Origin of the sequence: Vibrio gigantis (assembly GCF_024347515.1) — a bacterium.
In the GTDB taxonomy this organism is placed as follows: Bacteria; Pseudomonadota; Gammaproteobacteria; order Enterobacterales; family Vibrionaceae; genus Vibrio; species Vibrio gigantis.
Window position 1 is genome coordinate 1,204,059 of record NZ_AP025492.1, and the last position, 20,082, is coordinate 1,224,140.

Consider the following 20,082-nt stretch of genomic DNA (forward strand, 5'->3'; position numbering starts at 1 on the left):
CCAAATAAAAAACTGGTTTTTGAAGATCATGAATTTAATAGATTTTGCAACATCACCTTTATCTTTGCTTCCGCCCCTTGTGGCTTTGAGCCTTGCTATTGTTACCCGCCGTGTATTGGTTTCTTTGGGTGTCGGTATCATCATGGGTGCGATTTTACTTGCTGACTACTCAGTAGGTAACGCAGCGAGCTACGTGTTTACTAAAGCATCTGGTGTTTTCATCGAAGATGGTGGCATTAACACTTGGAACATGAGCATCATTGCATTCCTAATTATTCTTGGAATGACAACTGCACTATTAACACTGTCTGGCGGTACTCGTGCATTCGCTGAGTGGGCTCAGTCTCGCGTTAAGAGCAAACGTGGTTCAAAACTACTTGCTGCTTTCTTAGGTGTATTCATCTTCGTGGATGATTACTTCAACAGCTTAGCGGTAGGTGCTATCTCTCGCCCTGTAACAGACCGTTTCTACGTATCTCGCGCTAAGCTTGCTTATATTCTCGATTCTACCGCTGCTCCAATGTGTGTGATCATGCCAGCTTCTAGCTGGGGTGCATACATCATTACTATTATTGGTGGCATCTTAGTAACACACGGTGTAACTGAATATTCAGCACTGGGTGCTTACGTTCGTCTTATCCCAATGAACTTCTACGCTGTGTTTGCACTACTAATGGTGTTCGCAGTGGCATGGTTCGGTCTAGATGTTGGTAAGATGCGTGAGCATGAGATCGAAGCATCTCAAGGTCGTGGCTTTGAAGGTGACAACGATCAAAAGCAAGCTCACGATCTAAACGAAGAGCTAGACATCGAAGAGAGCGAGAATGGTTCTGTTTCTGACCTAATTATGCCGATCGTTTCGTTAATTGTTGCGACGGTTGCAGCAATGCTTTACACCGGCGGTCAAGCGCTAGCTGCTGATGGTCAAGCGTTTAACCTACTTGGTGCATTCGAAAATACCGATGTTGGCAAGTCTCTTGTTTACGGTGGCATCATCGGTCTACTAGTGGCGCTAGCGACTGTATTTAAACAGAAGCTATCTATGGCAGACATCGCAAGAACAATGTGGATCGGCGCAAGCTCTATGTTTGGCGCTATATTGATTCTTGTATTCGCTTGGACTATCGGTTCTGTAATCGGCGACATGAAAACAGGTTCTTACCTATCGTCTCTAGTAACGGGCAGCATTGATTACCACTGGTTACCAGTTATCCTGTTCCTTCTAGCCGGTATTATGGCTTTCTCGACAGGTACATCTTGGGGTACGTTCGGTATCATGCTACCTATCGCGGGTGATATGGCTGCTGCATCTGACATCGCGCTGATTCTTCCGATGCTAAGTGCGGTTCTAGCGGGTGCTGTATTTGGTGACCACTGTTCTCCAATCTCAGATACAACGATTCTGTCTTCTACAGGTGCTCGTTGTAACCACATCGACCACGTATCAACACAGCTTCCATACGCGTTGTCTGTAGCGTTCGTATCTTGCATTGGTTTCATCACTCTAGGTATGACATCTTCAATTGGCATCGCATTTGGCGCAGCGTCTCTAACGTTTGTTGCTGTATGTTTTGCATTGGCTTACTTCTCTCGCTGCAAAATGGCGACATGCAAAAGCTAAAAATGAAAGTTAATCAGTAAACTATCAGGGAGGCGTCGGCCTCCCTTTTTTGTGCCTGTTAATTTAATTTTAAGTTTCGTGAAAAAAGTTCGAATAAATGGTTGAAAAAGGATCTTACCTTAGTTAGTGTGGAGACAAGACAGCAAACAACCTAAGAGCTGATAAGTATGCGTAAATTAGTAATGAACATTCATCACCATCATCACCCTATCTAGTCTTTCGGGGAGATTTACGTATACCCGGGAGCAAGATTACTCCCGGAGGTTAAGTCAAAAGAATTTAGATTTAAACCCTCGGGATGACAGAGTCTTCCGAGGGTTTTTTAGTTTTAGCGTTTTTAAATAATCAATAAATTCAAATATTTGCACAGGGATACAGCAATGCAGACACAACGCCTAAGAATCGCAATTCAAAAGAAAGGTCGCTTAAGTAAAGAGTGCCAAGACCTACTTAAAAAATGTGGTGTTAAATTTAACATCATGGGTGAGCGCCTAGTGGTTCATTCACTAAATATGCCAATCGACTTGTTATTAGTTCGTGATGACGACATCCCAGGTCTTATCATGGATGGTGTGGTTGACCTTGGTTTTATCGGTGAAAATGAACTAGAAGAAGTTCGTTTAGACCGTGTTGCTCTTAAAGAGCCTTCAGAGTTCCGCACACTACGTCGTTTAGACTTCGGTGGTTGCCGCCTTTCTATCGCTATCAACAAAGACGAAGAATACAACGGCCCACAAGACTTAGCGGGCAAACGTATTGCGACAACCTACCCACAACTACTTAAAGCCTACATGGACGAGCAGGGTGTTGAATTCAGCACTTGTATGCTAACAGGCTCGGTTGAAGTAGCGCCTCGCGCAGGCCTAGCAGACGCTATCGCCGATTTAGTTTCTACAGGTGCGACGCTAGAAGCGAACGGCCTAAAAGAAGCAGAAGCTATCTTCCAATCTAAAGCAACACTGATTCAACGTGTTGGTGAGTTCGACGCTGACAAAACTGCATTGATTGAAAAACTACTGACTCGTATGCAGGGTGTTCAACAAGCGAAAGAGTCGAAGTACATCATGCTTCACGCGCCAACCTCTCAACTAGAGCAAATCAAAGCACTACTGCCTGGTGCTGAAGACCCAACGGTTCTTCCACTATCGACAGACAAAGACAAAGTTGCCGTGCACCTAGTAAGTACAGAGAACTTGTTCTGGGAAACAATGGAACAGCTTAAAGAGTTGGGTGCGAGCTCGATTCTAGTATTACCAATCGAAAAAATGATGGGGTAGTGGCGATGAGAACCGTTGTTTGGCAATCTTTAAGTGAATCACAGCAAGACTCGGTATTAGAGCGTCCAGCTATTACTGAAGGTGCAAACATCACAGCGACTGTTTCTGATGTTATTGCAAAAGTACGAAATGAAGGCGATGCCGCGCTTAAAGAGCTGACTGAAAAGTTTGATGGTGTAACTCCTGAATCCATTCGAGTCAGTTCAAATGAAATCGAAGAGGCGTGCGCTCGTCTAACACCAGAAATGAAGCAAGCGCTTGAGCAAGCTTATAGCAACATTGCTAAGTTCCACGAAGCTCAAAAGCCTCAACCTATCAAAGTTGAGACACAACCGGGCGTTGTGTGTGAGCAAGTGACTCGCGCGATTAATACTGTTGGCCTTTATATTCCTGGTGGCAGTGCGCCACTTCCGTCAACGGTTCTTATGTTAGGTGTACCTGCACAAATCGCAGGTTGTCGTAAGGTGGTGCTTTGTTCACCTCCGCCAATCGCTGATGAAATCTTGTATGTCGCTAAGCTTTGCAAGATCGACGAGGTTTACAACGTTGGTGGTGGTCAAGCGGTTGCAGCAATGGCTTACGGTACCGAGAGTGTGGCTAAAGTCGATAAGATTTTCGGCCCAGGTAATGCCTACGTAACGGAAGCGAAGCGCCAAGTGAGCAATGACTTCCGCGGTGCGGCGATTGATATGCCTGCTGGCCCGTCTGAAGTTTTAGTCATTGCCGATGAAACGGCTGATGCAGACTTCATAGCGGCAGACTTGTTGAGCCAAGCGGAGCACGGTCCTGATTCACAAGTGGTATTGGTAACACCATCTCCAATTGTGGCAGACCAAGTAACCGAAGCGGTACAAAAGCAGTTGAAAGAGCTGTCTCGCGCCACGATCGCTCAGCAAGCATTGGCTTCAAGCCTAATTATCATTGCGGAGTCGATCACTCAAGCGATTGCGATTTCGAACTTCTACGGTCCTGAACACTTGATCGTTCAAACCAAGAACCCACGTGAATTGCTTCCACTGCTCGATAATGCAGGCTCAATCTTCCTTGGTGACTGGTCTCCAGAATCTGCAGGTGATTATGCGTCTGGTACAAACCACGTATTACCGACCTACGGTTATACGAAGACATATTCAAGCCTAGGTTTGGCTGATTTCTCTAAGCGTATGACGGTACAAGAGCTAACAGCCGATGGTTTGAAAGGCCTAGCGCCAACTGTAGTAACGATGGCGGAAGCTGAAGGGTTGGATGCACACAAACGCGCTGTGACTATTCGAGTTGAAAAGTTAAATAAAGCGAAATAAGGGTAGGGCATGGAAAAGTTAGCAAGAAAACAAGTTCAGGCTCTTACACCTTACTTGTCTGCAAGACGCATTGGCGGTACGGGTGATGTATGGCTAAACGCCAACGAATCTCCGTTTGATAACGAGTACAACCTAAACCTGTCTCGTCTTAACCGTTACAGTGAATGTCAGCCTAAAGAGTTGATTGACGCTTACGCACAATATGCAGGTGTGAAACCAGAGCAAACACTGACGACTCGTGGTGCTGATGAAGGTATCGAGTTATTGATTCGTGCTTTCTGTGAGCCGAACGAAGACGCTATTCTTTACTGCCCACCTACTTACGGCATGTACGCAATCAGTGCAGAGACGATCGGTGTTGAGCGAAAAGTTGTGCCTCTAACCGCTGAGTGGCAACTGGATCTTCCTGCGATTGAAGCTCAGCTCGACAATGTAAAAGTAGTCTTTGTTTGTAGCCCAAATAACCCGACCGGTAACTTGGTTGATCGTCAAGACATCATCAAGCTGCTTGAAATGACGCAAGACAAAGCGATTGTGGTGATGGACGAAGCGTATATCGATTTCTGTCCAGAAGCGTCAACCGTTGATTTGCTTGAGCAATATCCACACCTTGCGATTCTGCGCACCTTGTCGAAGGCCTTCGCTCTGGCGGGCTTACGTTGTGGCTTTACGTTGGCGAATAAAGAGCTGATCGATGTACTGTTGAAAGTGATTGCTCCCTATCCAGTGCCAATCCCTGTTGCTGACATTGCCGTTCAAGCACTTTCAGAGCAAGGACTAGCGCGAGCTAAGTTCCAAGTTCTGGACTTAAGCGCCAACCGTGCGTATCTGCAGGCGGGCCTGATGGGAATGCCTGACGTTACGGTATTTGATGGCTGGGGTAACTACCTACTGGTTAAATTCCCGAACGGCGATGAGTTGTTTAAAGCGGCTTGGGACACGGGCATCATCTTGCGTAATTCGCCAATTGAAGATTGTGTTCGTATTAGTATTGGTAACCGCGAAGAGTGCGAAAAGACACTTGGATTTATTCGTAACTTTTATCAGTAACGAAAGGCTTACCAGTAATAACATTGCCAGTTTGAATTGATGAATCACAGCCTGGCAAGTGAAACCAATATTTTGGGTTAGCGTTTGATTTTAGCTAGGCCACCAGATTTAAAATTAAAAGGAAGTTCAAGTGAGTAAACAACAGAAAATACTTTTTATAGACCGTGACGGCACCTTAATTGTTGAGCCGCCAGTTGACTTTCAAGTAGACCGTTTAGACAAGCTAAAATTCGAACCGCTAGTGATTCCTAGCCTACTTGCTTTGCAAGACGCGGGTTACCGCTTAGTAATGGTCACTAACCAAGATGGCCTAGGTACTGATAGCTACCCACAAGAAGATTTCGATGCGCCACACAATATGATGATGGAGTTCTTCGAATCTCAAGGTGTTAAGTTTGATGACGTGCTTATTTGCTCTCACTTTGACGAAGACAACTGCTCTTGCCGTAAGCCTAAGCTAGGTATGGTTAAAGAATACCTGCAGGGCGGTAAAGTGGACTTCCAACACTCTGTTGTGATTGGCGATCGAGTGACTGACCTACAACTAGCTGAGAACATGGCAATTCGCGGTATTCAATATGGCCCGGATGCAGAAACAGAAGGTACGCTTAACTGGCCACAAATCGTTAAAGATCTGACGGTTAACGCTCGCGTTGCTGAAGTGGTTCGTACCACCAAAGAAACGGATATCAAGGTTGCAGTAAACCTTGATGAAACCGGTGGTAATAAGATTGATACAGGTATGGGTTTCTTCGACCACATGCTTGATCAAATCGCGACACACGGTGGTTTCCAAATGAACCTAACTGTGAAAGGCGACCTGCACATTGATGATCACCACACAGTAGAAGACACAGCACTTGCGTTAGGCCAAGCTCTGAAAGATGCGCTAGGTGACAAACGTGGTATTGGCCGTTTTGGTTTTAGCCTGCCAATGGATGAGTGTTTGGCTCAGTGTGCGCTAGACCTTTCTGGTCGCCCATACCTGAAGTTCGATGCTAAATTCAGCCGTGAGCAAGTGGGTGATCTTTCAACGGAAATGGTGGTTCACTTCTTCCGCTCTCTAACCGACACACTGGCTTGTACGCTGCACCTTTCTTCTAATGGCAATAATGATCACCACATCATTGAGAGCCTGTTTAAAGCATTTGGTCGTACTCTTCGCCAAGCAATCAAAGTTGAAGGTAATGAGTTACCAAGCAGCAAAGGCGTCCTGTAAGGCTAACGTTAGCAAGGAAAAAACAATGAAAGATCAAAAAGTCGTCATTATTGATACTGGGTGTGCCAACGTCTCTTCGGTGAAATTTGCCATTGAACGTTTGGGTTACGCAGTTGAGATTTCAAAAGAACCAGAAGTCGTCCTTGCCGCTGATAAGCTTTTCCTACCCGGTGTAGGCACAGCAAGCGAGGCAATGAAGAACCTACAAGAGCGTGACCTTGTTTCTCTTGTGAAGAAAGTAGAGAAGCCTCTGCTGGGTATTTGTTTAGGTATGCAGCTGTTAGGCAAACTGTCTCAAGAGAAAGGCCAAAAGGCTGATGAGCTAGTTGAATGTCTAGGCTTGTGTGATGGTGAAGTGCGTTTACTTGAAACGGGCGATTTACCGCTACCGCACATGGGTTGGAACACAGTAACTTCGACACCTAATCACCCTTTGTTTAAAGACATTGAAGAAGGCGAGTATTTCTACTTCGTTCACAGCTTCGCAATGCCTGTGGGTGACTACACAATCGCACAATGTGATTACGGTAATCCGTTCACAGCGGCGGTGCAAAGTGGTAACTATTATGGTGTTCAGTTCCACCCTGAGCGTTCTTCAAAAGCTGGCTCTAAGCTGATCCAGAATTTCTTGGAATTGTAATAAGGATTAGGCAGCGGCCAACGTTGCCATATAAGGAATGTAAATGATTATTCCCGCATTAGATTTAATTGAAGGCCAAGTAGTTCGCTTATTCCAAGGTGATTACGGGCAAGTAACAGAATACAAAGTAGACCCTGCAGAGCAGTTTAACCTATATCACCAAGCTGGCGCAGGTTGGCTTCACCTTGTTGACTTAACAGGTGCAAAAGACACAACCGCTCGTCAACTTGATCTAATCGCAAAGCTACTTGCTAGTACACCTGCCAATATCCAGATTGGTGGTGGTGTGCGTAATGAACAAGATGTAGTGGATCTGCTAGAAGCTGGCGCACAGCGCGTTGTGGTTGGCTCTACCGCAGTAAAGCAACCGGAGCTGGTGAAAGGTTGGATGGAAAAATACGGCGCTGAAAAAATTGTACTGGCTCTGGACATCAACATTGACGAAAGCGGCACACGTAAAGTGGCGATTTCAGGTTGGCAAGAAGATTCAGGTGTGACGATTGAAGCGCTGATTGAAGACTACCTAACAGTGGATCTTAAACACGTTCTATGTACTGACATTTCACGTGATGGCACGCTAGAAGGATCAAATGTAGAACTTTATGTTGATCTTTGTAAGCAGTATCCGCAAGTGCAATTTCAATCATCGGGTGGCATCGGCAGCCTAGCGGATATCGAAGCTCTAAAAGGCAGCGGTGTTGCTGGTGTGATTGTTGGTCGTGCGTTACTTGATGGCAAGTTTACCGCAGAGGAGGCATTTGCATGTTGGCAAAGCGAATAATTCCTTGTTTGGATGTCCGTGACGGACAAGTGGTTAAGGGCGTTCAGTTTCGTAACCACGAAATTATTGGTGACATCGTTCCGTTAGCACAGCGCTACGCGGAAGAGGGCGCTGATGAGCTAGTATTTTACGATATCACGGCATCAAGTGATGGCCGCGTTGTCGATAAGAGCTGGGTGAAACGTGTAGCGGAAGTGATTGATATCCCTTTCTGTGTTGCTGGTGGTATCAAATCGGCTGAAGATGCAGCGCGCATTCTTGAGTTTGGTGCGGATAAAGTATCAATCAACTCGCCTGCATTGGCTAATCCACAACTGATCACTGACCTTGCTGATAAGTTCGGTGTGCAGTGTATCGTTGTCGGCATCGATTCATACTTCGATAAAGAAACAGGCAAGTATCAGGTTTACCAATTTACGGGTGATGAAGCGCGTACTAAAGCGACCAAATGGGAAACCAAAGATTGGGTGCAGGAAGTACAGAAGCGTGGTGCAGGTGAGATTGTATTAAACATGATGAACCAAGATGGCGTTCGTAATGGTTACGACATCGAGCAGCTCAACATGGTGCGCGAAGTGTGTAATGTGCCATTGATTGCCTCTGGTGGCGCTGGTGCAATGGAACACTTTGCTGAAGCCTATAAGACGACAAACGTGGACGGAGCGCTAGCGGCTTCAGTATTCCACAAGCAAGTCATCAATATTGGTGAACTTAAACAGTATTTAAAACAACAAGATGTAGAGGTGCGACTATGAGTTTTGAAACCGCAAGCTTATCAAAAACAGAAGTAGGCGCATTATCAGAGCGTATTAACTGGGAGAAAGTAGATGGCTTAGTGCCAGCTATTGTTCAGGATTACCAATCGAGTCAAGTGTTAATGATGGGATACATGAACCCAGCAGCACTTGAGAAAACAGGTGAAACAGGTAATGTGACGTTTTTCTCTCGTACTAAAGAGCGCCTTTGGACGAAAGGTGAAACGTCGGGTAACGTATTGCAACTGCAAAACATCGCCTTGGACTGTGACAACGATACCTTACTGGTTAAAGTTAATCCCATTGGTCCAACGTGCCATACAGGTACAACAACGTGTTGGGATGGAGACAAGCAAGAAGAGTCTCAGATGGTGTGGCTTCATCAGCTTGAGCAGCTACTGGCTGCCCGCAAGGACGCAGACCCTGAGTCTTCTTATACTGCCAGTCTATATGCCCGTGGCACCAAGCGTATTTCGCAAAAAGTGGGCGAAGAAGGCGTTGAAGTCGCGCTTGCGGCGACGTCGGGCGATAAGGCGGAATTAGTATGTGAATCAGCTGATTTGATTTACCACCTAATGGTTCTTCTTCAAGACCAAGGCCTATCGATGAACGACGTAGTGAATAAACTAAAAGAGCGTCATAAGTAAGCTCTCTTTAGATTCATCGAACCAGGTAAAAGATAGATAAAAGCCAAAGCCCTGTAAATAAACATGTTTACGGGGCTTTTTAGTTTTCAAGCTTTCTAAGCCTTACGTTACTTCTCTAACCTCTGACTTGTCGTTATTCCGAGGAGCTTAAGCGACATCAGGAATCTTTGTACTTAATTAAACATTCTAATTTTTGACTTACCCACAGCACTTCTTGTACTTCTTACCACTGCCACAGATACACGGGTCATTGCGGCCGATTTTAAAGCTCTCTACTGTCTGGTTTAGGCGAGGGTCGAGCTCAGGCTGTGCTTGGTTTTGCTCTGGGAACTCACCATCGATATAGAACCAAAGGCCATCTTCACGAACGAAACGCGAGCGCTCTTGCATGCAGTATTGTGCGCCGTCTTCATTGAAGTAGGCTTTAAACTCGACAAAACCTTCGTTCTCGTGTGAGCCAGCGGTTGTATCAATGACTTCCAAGCCTGCCCAATCACTGTCGATAGATTCGGCAATACCTTCTCTTTGTTCTTCTGCGTTACAGCTTGGATGGTAAGTCGCAACCACATAATCAACCAAACCAAGTACGTGCGCCGAATAACGTGAGCGCATCAATTGCTCGGGTGTTTCAACTGCACTGTGGTTAAGGTGCGCAGATTCGCAGCACTGTTGGTAAGTATTGTTGCTACCGCATGGGCATAAAGACATAGTCAGATCCTGTAAAAATGGCCTCTATTAAGAGGCCATAAATGAATGCGTGGGAGTTTACCAAGAAACGATCGCTCACCAAAGCTTAGTTTCTATTGAAGTTCTTTTGCGAAGTGCGCTATTTCAGATCTGGAGATAATAGTTCTTGAGCCCAAGTCGTTGCTTCGTCATAAGCTTGACCAAGTTGGGCCTCGCTCAGTTTGAGAAGCTGACGAATACGAGTCGCTTCATCCCAACGAGCTTGTTCATAAGCAACTACCATCGCCAATACTGCACCTAACACGCCTTTACGTTGAATTAAGGCTTGTTTTATCTCTACGTCGATCGGCACTGAATCGAGTACTTGTTTCAATGGTTGGTCAAAGAGTGAGTCCAATAGAGAGAACATACCGGTCAAAAAGGCTTGTCCAGGTTCAACTTTAACATTCATCTTCTCAACCAAGAGTTCACACTGACGTGCGCGTATTACCGCTAAGCCATAGAGAGAGTCCGGCTTATCTTCTTTCGCGGAGGCGATAGCCACAAGTGAAACGAACTTACGGAGCTTTTGTTCGCCAAGGTAAATAAGCGCTTGGCGGAATGAGCGAATCGTCGTCGCTGAGCCACCGGCAGAGTTTACGTAGGTGAGTAGCTTATACGACATGGTCACATCAAGTGTGATTAAGCGTTCTACTTCGCCGAAGTCGATAGGGTCGTGTGCAATCTCTTTTAATAGTTGAACGGTCGTCAGGAATGCAGGGTTGAGCGCACGTGTTTGGATCATCTCAGGCTTGCTAAAGAAGTAACCTTGGAAGTAGGTGAAGCCTGCTTTTTTCGCTTCTTGGTATTCTTCGTACGTTTCCACTTTCTCAGCAAGGAACTTGATATCTAGCCCTTTGAGAGAGTTCATAAACATCGCTGCTTTGGCAATTGGCGTCAAACGGATATCGAACTTGATAATCGAAACGTAGGGTAAGAAGCGCTTCCAAGCTTTACTCGGTACAAAGTCGTCTAACGCAATGGTATAACCTGCGTCAAAGATGGTTTTGATTGCTTCAAGTAATTCGTCTGTCGGTTCGCAGTCTTCAAGAACCTCAACAACAAGGCTTTCTTTGGGGAACAGAGTAGGGACTAAGTTGATTAGGCTTGCATATGGGAAGTTCACGAACCCAAGCTTATTACCCAACGTATTATAGTGGGTCGATAAGAAGTGATCGGAAAGCAAACGGCTAGTAGCGAGCTCCGGCTCTACTTCAGGGAAAGTGTTCTTGGGACCATCCCTGAATAGCAACTCGTAACCTATGGTTTTCTTGCCTGTGTCGAGTATTGGTTGACGCGCTACGTATGAATATTTCAACTTGGTACTGTGTTCGGTTTATTTCTGGTAGAGAGATAATAGCTAATTTACTAGAAATTACCATACACTTTCTAAGAAAGTCTGACCGACAATAATAATCAAACTGAAAGTTTAAGAGTGATGTTAAAAGCTATTGCTAAACGCTCGATTCTGTAGTTCAAAACTTTGCGGAGTGAACACTAGCACCGAGCCCTGCGTATACCAATCGCCAAGTACGATACGGGTTTTAGTGCAATTGTTAGCATTAAAGGTGTGGACGTTTGGACGATGTGTATGGCCGTGGATCATCAGATCGACATTGTTTCGATCCATCACATCTTCGACTTCTTGCTGAGTCACATCCATGATGTCGAGAGACTTGGTCTGCTTGTCATCTTTGATATCCGATTGAACTTTAGATACGATTTTCTTCTTGATGAAAAATGGAATTCGATTGAAGACCCACTGTAACCATGGCTGATGAACTTTTTCTCGAAAGGCGAGATACTTTACATCTTCAGTACATAAGGTATCACCATGCAACACTACTGCTTTTTGCCCGTAGATATCGATCGTCGAAACTTCGTCGAGAAGTTGTACACCCGTTTGTTTAGCAAATTTCTTGCCGACTAAGAAATCGCGGTTTCCTTGAGTGAAGTAACAAGGTACGCCAGTTTTCACTAACTCGATAAACGCTTGGCGAATGGAAGTTGCGAACTCACTCTTATCGTCGTCACCAATCCAGAATTCGAAAAGGTCGCCTAACACGTATAGTGCATCCGCCTCTACGGCCTCGTTCTTCATGAAGGTTAAGAAGCAGTCTGTGATGTCTTGTCGTGATGGTGCAAGGTGCAGGTCTGATATAAAATATGTTTTCATAGGTCTAAAAAAGGGAGCGATTCGCTCCCTATATCCTGATTTATCGGCTCATCTATTATTAATACTAGGGCGTGTTGACCTTTGGCGGTTAAATTTTGTTCGAGATAAAAGCGTTTTAATCGAGGCGAGGGATAGGAAGCCTAGTTATTCTAAGCAAATCTCCCTCAACAAAGAGTAAAACGCTTTTAGCCGAACCCTTTGGGCAGCGTTTGCTGGTTATTTCTACTGCGTTATCGGCTTCTTATGTAGGCTAGCTACACATCAAAGCCTCTGCCTTGTATAAATCCCCAGCAACTCGCTGCAAAAATCAGCTCAAAAGGTCAATACGCCCTAATCGAAAGCAAGTGATTAAGCTTCGATTGTAGTACCAGTGATGATCACTTCTTCTAGAGGTACATCTTGGTGCATACCCATAGAACCAGTGCTAACACCTTTGATCTTGTTTACGATATCCATGCCTTCAACAACTTCTGCGAATACACAGTAGCCCCATCCGTCTAGGCTTTCGCTACGGAAGTTTAGGAAAGAGTTATCGTTAACGTTGATGAAGAACTGAGAGCTCGCTGAATGCGGTTCCATAGTGCGAGCCATTGCTAGTGTACCAACTTTGTTCGCTAGACCGTTGTTTGCTTCGTTCTTGATAGTTGCGCGAGTCGCTTTTTCTTTAAGGCCAGAAGTCATGCCGCCGCCTTGAATCATGAAACCATCGATAACACGGTGGAATAGTGTGTTGTCGTAGAAACCGTCACGGCAATACTGTAGAAAGTTTGCGCTTGTTTCTGGTGCTTTTTCTTCGTTAAGTTGAACTTTGATGTCACCAAAATTTGTGTGAAGGATGATCATGATTGTTACCTTACTGTCTTTTTAATATGAAAGGCGATTCTAGCCTAGTTTGATTGAGTTTCAAAATACGAAATCGTCAATAGATAACAAGGAGTTTAGCTGATTTGATGGTGAAAGGTATTACCTATTAAGGTATGACTTGTTATACTGCGAGCTTATTTTTGATTAATCCATAAAATAGATAGAGATCATGCTGAAGATATATAACACGCTCACAAGACAGAAAGAGGAATTCAAACCAATTACAGCTGGCAAAGTCGGCATGTATGTCTGTGGGGTAACCATATACGATCTCTGTCATATTGGTCATGGTCGTACGTTCGTTTCTTTCGACGTTGTGACTCGTTACCTGCGCTACTTGGGTTACGACCTAACGTTCGTTCGTAATATCACAGATATCGATGACAAAATCATCAAGCGTGCGAACGAAAACGGCGAGTCTTGCGATTCTCTGACTGAGCGTCTAATTGGTGAAATGCACGCTGATTTTGATGCGTTGAACATGAAGCGTCCAGATGTTGAACCTCGTGCAACGGAATTCATCACAGAAATCATCGAGCTTGTTGAAAAGCTGATTGAACGTGGTTTTGCTTACGTAGCAAGCAACGGCGACGTAATGTTCGAAGTTAAGAAGTTTGACGAGTACGGTAAGCTTTCTAAGCAGGACCTAGAGCAACTTCAAGCTGGTGCACGTGTTGATGTTGAATCAGCAAAACGTAGCCCATTAGATTTCGTTCTTTGGAAGATGTCTAAGCCAGGCGAACCTACATGGGAATCACCATGGGGCCCTGGTCGTCCTGGTTGGCACATCGAATGTTCAGCAATGAACTCGTCTATTCTTGGCAACCACTTCGATATCCATGGTGGCGGTTCGGATCTACAGTTTCCACACCATGAGAACGAAATCGCACAATCTTGCTGCGCACACGGCACTCAGTATGTAAATACTTGGATGCACAGTGGTATGGTGATGGTAGATAAAGAGAAGATGTCTAAGTCTCTTGGTAACTTCTTCACTATCCGTGATGTATTGGCGCATTACGATGCTGAAACGGTTCGTTACTTCCTAATGTCTGGTCACTACCGTAGCCAGCTTAACTACAGCGAAGATAACTTGAACCAAGCTCGTGCATCACTAGAGCGTCTATACACGTCACTTCGTGGCCTAGATCTTACAGCAGCACCTGCTGGTGGTGAAGAATATGTGACTCGTTTCTCTACAGCGATGAACGACGACTTCAATACGCCAGAAGCATACTCAGTACTGTTTGAAATGGCTCGTGAAATCAACCGTATTAAGACTGAGAGCATTGAAAAGGCAAGCGGACTTGGTGCACTGATGCGTGAACTTGCGGATATCATTGGTATTCTTCACCAAGAGCCAGAGGCCTTTCTTCAAGGTGATACGGCAGGTAACGACGACGAAGTGGCTGAAATCGAAGCGTTGATCAAACTGCGCAACGACTCTCGCGCTTCTAAGGATTGGGCAAATGCCGACCTTGCACGTGATAAGTTAAACGAGTTAGGCATCGTTCTGGAAGACGGCCCAGAAGGTACGACTTGGCGTCGTAAGTAAATCTTATAAAAAAGGGCTGATTTTCAGCCCTTTTTTCTAGCAAAAATTCTCGAATTTCATCTTTTCTATATTCAACTTTATTAAACAGGAATATTTCTGTGGCTCAGATGTATTTTTATTACTCAGCAATGAATGCGGGTAAATCGACAACGCTTCTTCAATCTTCATTTAATTACCAAGAGCGTGGCATGACGCCAGTGATCTTTACAGCAGCACTCGATGATCGCTACGGTATTGGTAAAGTGAGCTCTCGAATTGGTTTGCAGTCAGAAGCTCAGCTTTTTAAGAATGACACGAATCTTTTTGAAGCGATTCAAGAGCTGAACGAGCAAGAAAAGCGTCACTGTGTGTTGATCGATGAGTGTCAATTCTTGTCGAAGGAACAGGTGTATCAGCTTACGGAAGTAGTTGATAAGCTGCACATCCCGGTGCTTTGTTACGGCCTACGTACCGATTTCTTGGGTGAGTTGTTTGAGGGTAGCCGTTACTTGTTATCTTGGGCAGATAAACTTGTTGAGCTCAAAACGATTTGTCACTGCGGTCGTAAAGCGAACATGGTAATTCGTACTGACGAGCACGGTGTGGCTATTGCCGAAGGTGATCAAGTGGCAATTGGTGGTAACGACAAATACGTCTCTGTATGTCGTCTTCACTACAAAGAAGCGCTAGGTAAATAAGCCGAAGCTATTTGTTATTACTAACGTGAAAGAACGAAAAACGGTGACCAAGTGTCACCGTTTTTGTTTATTGAGCCTGTGTTCTAGCTTTATTCTAAGCTAGGTTTTTTCTCTACTCGAAACCGAGCTTCTTCAATGCTTGATAGGCGTGATCAACGTCGTCGGGGATAGGCATCTCAATCTGAAAGCCTTTATCTGGGTAAGATTTGATTCGCTCATAATCAGCAATCAATGCGCCTAACACCATGTCTAACGGTAACTCTTCGTTAAAGTAATCATCCCAATTTTGCCATCGTGACGTCACCGTTATCTCTGAAGTTTCGTCAGGCCACTGTTTACTGAAGGTGGCGTAGGTACGTTTTTCCATGAAGGGCTTTTGAACTAAGGTCAGCCTTTTCGGGGATAACCCTTGCTTTAACAACAATTCGTGAGTGAATCGTACATTTTCCCCAGTGTTTGTCGCGTGCTTCTCTATGATAATGCCAGACTCAGGTACCCCGCAATCTCGTGCGATAGAAGCGAATGTTTCTGCTTCCGAGCGCTCAAAGCTTCCTTCCGTAAAACGTCCCACACCACCAGAAAAAACGATGTATGGGGCGATCTGCTTGTGATAAAGCTCGGCGGCGTATTCCGCAACGCGAGTATCGTTACTGCATAATACAAAGATGCAGTCTGAAGGCGTTACCTTGTGACCCATAGACATAAAGTTCCAAAGGGTGTCGACAGATCGATGCAGTTTTATGTTGGGATCTTTTTCAGCTATAAATTGTTCAGTCATGAAGTGCGTCCAGTGTGGATTCGAATTTAAATGAATAGCCTAAGTCGAGAATTTTCTTCGAAGAGATTAACTTGTCTGGGGTATCAACAACGGTGGGTAGAGGCTCACTGCTGTTGGCACTTTTCAGTGCTGCGGCATAAAACTCCGCTTTACTAACCGTATTTGGCGTTGTCACGTTAACCACTTCGTTATGCAGGTGGCTAATCGCAAAATCAACCGCGCCTATAGCGTCGTCGAGGTGCAGCATGTTGGCTGGAGCTTGAGTACTGACTTGTTTTAGTTTGCTAGCAAATCTCGACGGGTGCCGGCTTGGGCCAATTAATCCACTAAAGCGAAGAATGGTGTAGTCGATACCTGAATCAATCACGAACTGTTCAGCTTGCAGCATGGTTCGCGCGTTATCGGAAAACGAAGATGCCTGCTCGCTATCTGAGGTTGAAAGCGGAAGTGATGCATCCAGCTCGTTTAACACACCCGGTTTGGTTGGGTATACAGTGGTTGAACTGACCATAATGAGCTTTTTAATGTTGGCCTTTTGACATGCATTGGCGAGTTGCTGCCAGTAGTCGGCATATTCTTGTCCTGCTCCTTTTCTAAAGCCTGGAGGAAAGCTGCCAATCACAATTTCAGTGTTGTTTTCGAGTAACAGCGAATAGAGTCGCCCGATAGTCTGGTCTGGATCTGATGAATCAAAGCTGAATACTTCGCAGGGAATACGTTCACTAGTGATCGTGTCTGCTCCCGCTTGGGTCGTTTTCGTGACCACCACTCGGTTACCATGTCTCTCAAGGTGTTCAGATAAAGGTGCGCCGACCCATCCAGCACCAACAATAAATATAGAAGCCATCTGTTCCTCACAACGACAAGCTAGGGATTTAATAAGCCTAACAAACCTTTGGCCAAAAATGAAAAAACTCCACGGCCGAAGCGAGTGGAGTTTTTACTAGAACAATGGAGATTTATTTAAGTACGCGAAGTAGCTTGTCTGCGCGTTCTGCCATCTCGATACCTTCATCTGTCAGATAACCACCGTCTGGCTGAGTACAAAGGTTTTTTTCGAATAGACGCTTAACAGCGTCTTGAGTTTCTTGAGCAGCCTCTTGATGAACTTTAATTCCAGTAGCAGCGCTACTTACATCAAATTGAAGAAGGAGGTTTAAATCAGCAATATGTTCAGCGTTGTACTTCATAATTAACCTATATATTCATAACGTTCTCTACCTTCACCTTAGTGCGCATTCACGGCTCAGGCAATAGCAAATAAAGAGAATTGATAAGTGATACCAAATTGATTGATTAATCATCGAGCAATGAGTTTATTTTAGTTATATTGGGTGATTTGCACCCACTTAAATCATCAGTGATGTTTATTGCTAAGTGGTTGTAATATATTGTGACTAGAAATAATTTGCATTGAGCGAATATTGTATAAAAAAGGATATGCATAAGTGAGAGCGAACAAAGTAGCATTAACGATCAGTATGCTATTTGCTATTTCGGGTTGTCAAAGTACACCCTCAGAGCAGACAGACGTGAACCAAACCACAAACAACAATAATGAATCTACAATCGAGGTCCGTTCATTTCAGTCTGTCCAAAGCGTTTACTCCGAATGGGAGGCTAAGCTTGAAGACCACGCTCAATTGTCTCTCTATGCACCAGAGAATTACAATGAACTATTAGACGCATGGGATGATGCCGAAAGTATTTATGCGGACTTACTTAAAGACGAAACTCGAATAACCAAGAGTTATTCCATCTTTTCGAGCTTAACTTACGCTGAAGCCTTTGATGAAAAAATCGCGTTGATCAAGTCAAACTATGACTCGATCTTAGTGTTGAAGAAGAAAGCTGACCGAGTGCTCGCTGATTCGATTGTCCAAATGGATTACCTGAAGTTCCTTGGCGCAGATACTCTCTTTACCTCAAGCTACAAGCGTTTGTATTCAGAATACAGCGAGTTGTTCGAATATGTGCTAGTTGATGAGCTTGAAGATGCTCAAGAAGCACAGGTGGAATTTCTTAACAATGCTCGCTTGTTAGAAGTTAAAGTGGCGCATAAGAAATACATCGAACCTTTGAAGGACGAATTAGAGTTCTTGGAAGATGAAGATTTTGATGATGTTGCTCCGCTAACCTTTGCCAAGGCGGCATCTCAAATTGCGTTAGCCGAAAGCCAAGTGAAAGCCAGCCCTCGTGAAAAGTCGATCATTGAAGACGCGGTTCACGCTGCAGAGTTTGAATTGAACCACGTGCGTAGTGTCGTTCATGAAGTTAAAGTGCTGGCGAGCGTAAAAGGTGACAAGTTCGAACAGTCGGTTTTGAATGCAGAGAACCAGCTACTGAGTATTTCAAAAGTCGTCAATGATGAAGATTACCGTGATGTTGGGTTACGTCAGCAATCACAGAAGATTGTAGCGAGTGTTAAAGCGTTAAAAAGCTCAGATATGACAGGGCTATTAAAGTCTGAGATTGAAACTTTGACCGAGCAATTGGCTAAGCTAGAGTCTGAAAACCAAAAGCAAGCGCAGCAATTGTCTGAAGTAACCAAGCATAATGAGTTGCTGGGTGAGCAGATTACGAAGAGTGATGCTCATATAAAAAGTTTAGAAGAGTTAGTTAATAGTTTAAAAAGCATAGATGGCAAAGTGGCCAATGAAAGTGACTCTGATGTGATGTCCCCGGATGTTGAATCTAAACTAGGAGATGCAACCCTAGAACAATCATCAGAAGAAGTGATTGAACCTGCGGTTTAGCATCACTAATTTCTTTATTTGTGATTGAGTTAAAAGCGCCTTAGGGCGCTTTTTTATGTTCTGTTGATCTATGTCAAAATCTAGAAATAAAAGCGCTCAGTGAGTAATTATAGTGTACGTCATTCCATTGGTTTTAACGTAACTTGTTGATATTTATAGGTGTGTTATTTTCTATGCTGATAACTAATCATTCAGCAGAGTTTTCTTTTTACTACTAAAGTCGTATGAATTTGGAATAACTCGGACTATTTGCTTTCAACAAGGCTATGAGAGGTATTTTGAGCCTAAAATAGGTCTTGAATTCAGAAATGAAAGAGAGGATTATCGCGCTCCCGACGACATGTTTCAAAATGTAAATCATCATGAATCTAAACCAATTTGACTCATTATTACCGCCACAAATGGCTGAGCGCGCTGCAGATATTGGCGTAGGTAAAGCAACCAAAGATCCAATCAAATCCTTTCTCCTAGCGATTTCAGCTGGTATACATATCGGCATTGCGTTCGTGTTCTACACTATCGTAACGACTGGTGCTGGTGATTTACCTTGGGGTATTACTCGCCTATTAGGTGGTCTTGCATTTAGCTTAGGCTTAATCCTCGTTGTTGTTACCGGTGGTGAACTATTTACTAGTTCGGTGCTGACTCTGGTTGCTCGCGCAAGTGGCAAGATTACTTGGCGCACGCTTGTTAAGAACTGGGCGACAGTTTATGTAGGTAACTTGATTGGCGCGTTGCTGCTGGTGGCTTGTATGTTGCTGACCAAACAGTACATGTTCGACCATGGACAAGTAGGTTTGAATGCAATGGCGATCTCCCAACATAAGATGCACCACGATTTTATCCAAGCTATCGCACTTGGCATCATGTGTAATGTATTGGTTTGTATCGCGGTATGGATGACGTTTAGTGGACGTACACTGACTGACAAAATTGCGGTAATGATTCTACCTGTTGCGATGTTCGTCTCGGCTGGTTTTGAGCACTGTATTGCGAATATGTTCCAAGTACCTTTAGCTATCGGCATCAAAACATTTGCTCCAGCTGAATTTTGGGCAATGACAGGCGCTAACCCAGCGGACTATGTTGATCTGAATATGATGGACTTTTTGATGAACAACTTGCTGCCCGTTACTATCGGTAACATCATTGGTGGTGGTATTTTTGTTGGCATGTGGTATTGGTTGATTTATCTACGTGATTAACAAAGGTGACTCGTTCAACAAAGATAGCGTGACTAACTTGGTTGATGAGATTAG

20 protein-coding genes and 1 other annotated feature are annotated in these 20,082 nt (G+C 44.4%); of the genes, 13 read left to right on the forward strand and 7 right to left on the reverse strand.

All coding sequences use genetic code 11. The annotated features are described in order from the left end of the window. Nucleotides 1-28 precede the first annotated feature (28 nt). The 9 genes from OCV56_RS05475 (at nt 29) to hisIE (ending at nt 9,291) form a co-directional block, all read left to right on the forward strand. Nucleotides 29-1,621 (forward strand): Na+/H+ antiporter NhaC family protein, encoded by a 1,593-nt coding sequence (locus OCV56_RS05475; RefSeq protein WP_086712177.1) that lies wholly within the window; start codon nt 29-31, stop codon nt 1,619-1,621. Nucleotides 1,622-1,811: 190 nt separating this feature from the next. Beyond that, nucleotides 1,812-1,948: a sequence feature (His leader region), on the forward strand. A gap of 53 nt (nt 1,949-2,001) precedes the next feature. After that, entirely contained in the window at nt 2,002-2,898 is an 897-nt protein-coding gene (gene hisG / locus OCV56_RS05480; RefSeq protein ID WP_029223418.1) for an ATP phosphoribosyltransferase, read from the forward strand. After that, nucleotides 2,898-4,199 (forward strand): histidinol dehydrogenase, encoded by a 1,302-nt coding sequence (gene hisD / locus OCV56_RS05485; protein WP_086712176.1) that lies wholly within the window; start codon nt 2,898-2,900, stop codon nt 4,197-4,199. The genes hisG and hisD overlap by 1 nt, the downstream gene beginning before the upstream one ends. A 9-nt stretch (nt 4,200-4,208) precedes the next feature. Further along, on the forward strand, nt 4,209-5,249 hold the full coding sequence (gene hisC / locus OCV56_RS05490) for a histidinol-phosphate transaminase (RefSeq protein ID WP_086712175.1): 1,041 nt from the start codon (nt 4,209-4,211) through the stop codon (nt 5,247-5,249). A gap of 130 nt (nt 5,250-5,379) precedes the next feature. Then, a complete protein-coding gene (hisB, locus tag OCV56_RS05495) occupies nt 5,380-6,468 on the forward strand; it encodes a bifunctional histidinol-phosphatase/imidazoleglycerol-phosphate dehydratase HisB (protein ID WP_086712174.1) in 1,089 nt (362 codons plus the stop codon). A gap of 25 nt (nt 6,469-6,493) precedes the next feature. Next, the gene (gene hisH, locus OCV56_RS05500; protein ID WP_017630681.1) at nt 6,494-7,108 is read left to right on the forward strand and encodes an imidazole glycerol phosphate synthase subunit HisH; all 615 of its coding nucleotides are present in this window, start codon (nt 6,494-6,496) and stop codon (nt 7,106-7,108) included. 43 nt (nt 7,109-7,151) lie between these two features. Beyond that, nucleotides 7,152-7,889: a 1-(5-phosphoribosyl)-5-[(5-phosphoribosylamino)methylideneamino]imidazole-4-carboxamide isomerase gene (hisA, locus tag OCV56_RS05505; RefSeq protein ID WP_086712173.1), complete on the forward strand. Its 738-nt coding sequence runs from the start codon at nt 7,152-7,154 to the stop codon at nt 7,887-7,889. Then, nucleotides 7,871-8,644 (forward strand): imidazole glycerol phosphate synthase subunit HisF, encoded by a 774-nt coding sequence (gene hisF / locus OCV56_RS05510; protein WP_086712172.1) that lies wholly within the window; start codon nt 7,871-7,873, stop codon nt 8,642-8,644. The genes hisA and hisF overlap by 19 nt, the downstream gene beginning before the upstream one ends. Next, nucleotides 8,641-9,291: a bifunctional phosphoribosyl-AMP cyclohydrolase/phosphoribosyl-ATP diphosphatase HisIE gene (gene hisIE / locus OCV56_RS05515; protein WP_048617706.1), complete on the forward strand. Its 651-nt coding sequence runs from the start codon at nt 8,641-8,643 to the stop codon at nt 9,289-9,291. Before hisF ends, hisIE begins: the two co-directional genes overlap by 4 nt. Nucleotides 9,292-9,489: 198 nt before the next feature. On the opposite strand, the gene OCV56_RS05520 is transcribed toward hisIE, so the two are convergent. The 4 genes from OCV56_RS05520 to OCV56_RS05535 form a co-directional block, all read right to left on the reverse strand. Then, nucleotides 9,490-9,999 carry a YchJ family protein gene (locus tag OCV56_RS05520; RefSeq protein ID WP_086712171.1) on the reverse strand — a complete coding sequence of 170 codons (510 nt, stop codon included), beginning with the start codon at nt 9,997-9,999 and terminating at the stop codon, nt 9,490-9,492. 118 nt (nt 10,000-10,117) lie between these two features. Then, nucleotides 10,118-11,335, reverse strand: coding sequence for an EAL and HDOD domain-containing protein (locus OCV56_RS05525; RefSeq protein WP_086712170.1), 1,218 nt, complete (start codon nt 11,333-11,335; stop codon nt 10,118-10,120). 123 nt (nt 11,336-11,458) lie between these two features. Then, a complete protein-coding gene (gene lpxH, locus OCV56_RS05530; protein WP_086712169.1) occupies nt 11,459-12,193 on the reverse strand; it encodes a UDP-2,3-diacylglucosamine diphosphatase in 735 nt (244 codons plus the stop codon). A gap of 348 nt (nt 12,194-12,541) precedes the next feature. Continuing rightward, on the reverse strand, nt 12,542-13,036 hold the full coding sequence (locus tag OCV56_RS05535) for a peptidylprolyl isomerase (protein WP_017060275.1): 495 nt from the start codon (nt 13,034-13,036) through the stop codon (nt 12,542-12,544). Nucleotides 13,037-13,226: 190 nt separating this feature from the next. Between OCV56_RS05535 and cysS the strand changes: the two genes are divergently transcribed. Together cysS and OCV56_RS05545 are read left to right on the forward strand one after the other, a co-directional pair. After that, complete coding sequence (gene cysS / locus OCV56_RS05540; RefSeq protein WP_086712168.1) at nt 13,227-14,612, forward strand: cysteine--tRNA ligase; 1,386 nt, start codon at nt 13,227-13,229, stop codon at nt 14,610-14,612. Nucleotides 14,613-14,710: 98 nt separating this feature from the next. Next, nucleotides 14,711-15,289 carry a thymidine kinase gene (locus OCV56_RS05545; protein ID WP_086712167.1) on the forward strand — a complete coding sequence of 193 codons (579 nt, stop codon included), beginning with the start codon at nt 14,711-14,713 and terminating at the stop codon, nt 15,287-15,289. Between the two features lie 112 nt (nt 15,290-15,401). On the opposite strand, the gene OCV56_RS05550 is transcribed toward OCV56_RS05545, so the two are convergent. The 3 genes from OCV56_RS05550 to OCV56_RS05560 form a co-directional block, all read right to left on the reverse strand. Next, nucleotides 15,402-16,067: a YdcF family protein gene (locus OCV56_RS05550; protein ID WP_086712166.1), complete on the reverse strand. Its 666-nt coding sequence runs from the start codon at nt 16,065-16,067 to the stop codon at nt 15,402-15,404. Then, nucleotides 16,060-16,914, reverse strand: a complete 855-nt coding sequence (locus tag OCV56_RS05555) for an NAD(P)H-binding protein (RefSeq protein WP_086712165.1) — start codon at nt 16,912-16,914, stop codon at nt 16,060-16,062. Before OCV56_RS05555 ends, OCV56_RS05550 begins: the two co-directional genes overlap by 8 nt. Before the next feature lie 112 nt (nt 16,915-17,026). Then, on the reverse strand, nt 17,027-17,257 hold the full coding sequence (locus OCV56_RS05560; protein WP_017630468.1) for a TIGR02647 family protein: 231 nt from the start codon (nt 17,255-17,257) through the stop codon (nt 17,027-17,029). A gap of 258 nt (nt 17,258-17,515) precedes the next feature. On the opposite strand from OCV56_RS05560, the gene OCV56_RS05565 reads away from it, so the two are divergent. Both OCV56_RS05565 and focA read left to right on the forward strand, forming a co-directional pair. After that, nucleotides 17,516-18,823 (forward strand): ATPase, encoded by a 1,308-nt coding sequence (locus tag OCV56_RS05565; protein ID WP_086712164.1) that lies wholly within the window; start codon nt 17,516-17,518, stop codon nt 18,821-18,823. Nucleotides 18,824-19,185: 362 nt separating this feature from the next. Beyond that, nucleotides 19,186-20,028 (forward strand): formate transporter FocA, encoded by an 843-nt coding sequence (gene focA / locus OCV56_RS05570; protein WP_086712163.1) that lies wholly within the window; start codon nt 19,186-19,188, stop codon nt 20,026-20,028. Nucleotides 20,029-20,082 lie beyond the last annotated feature (54 nt).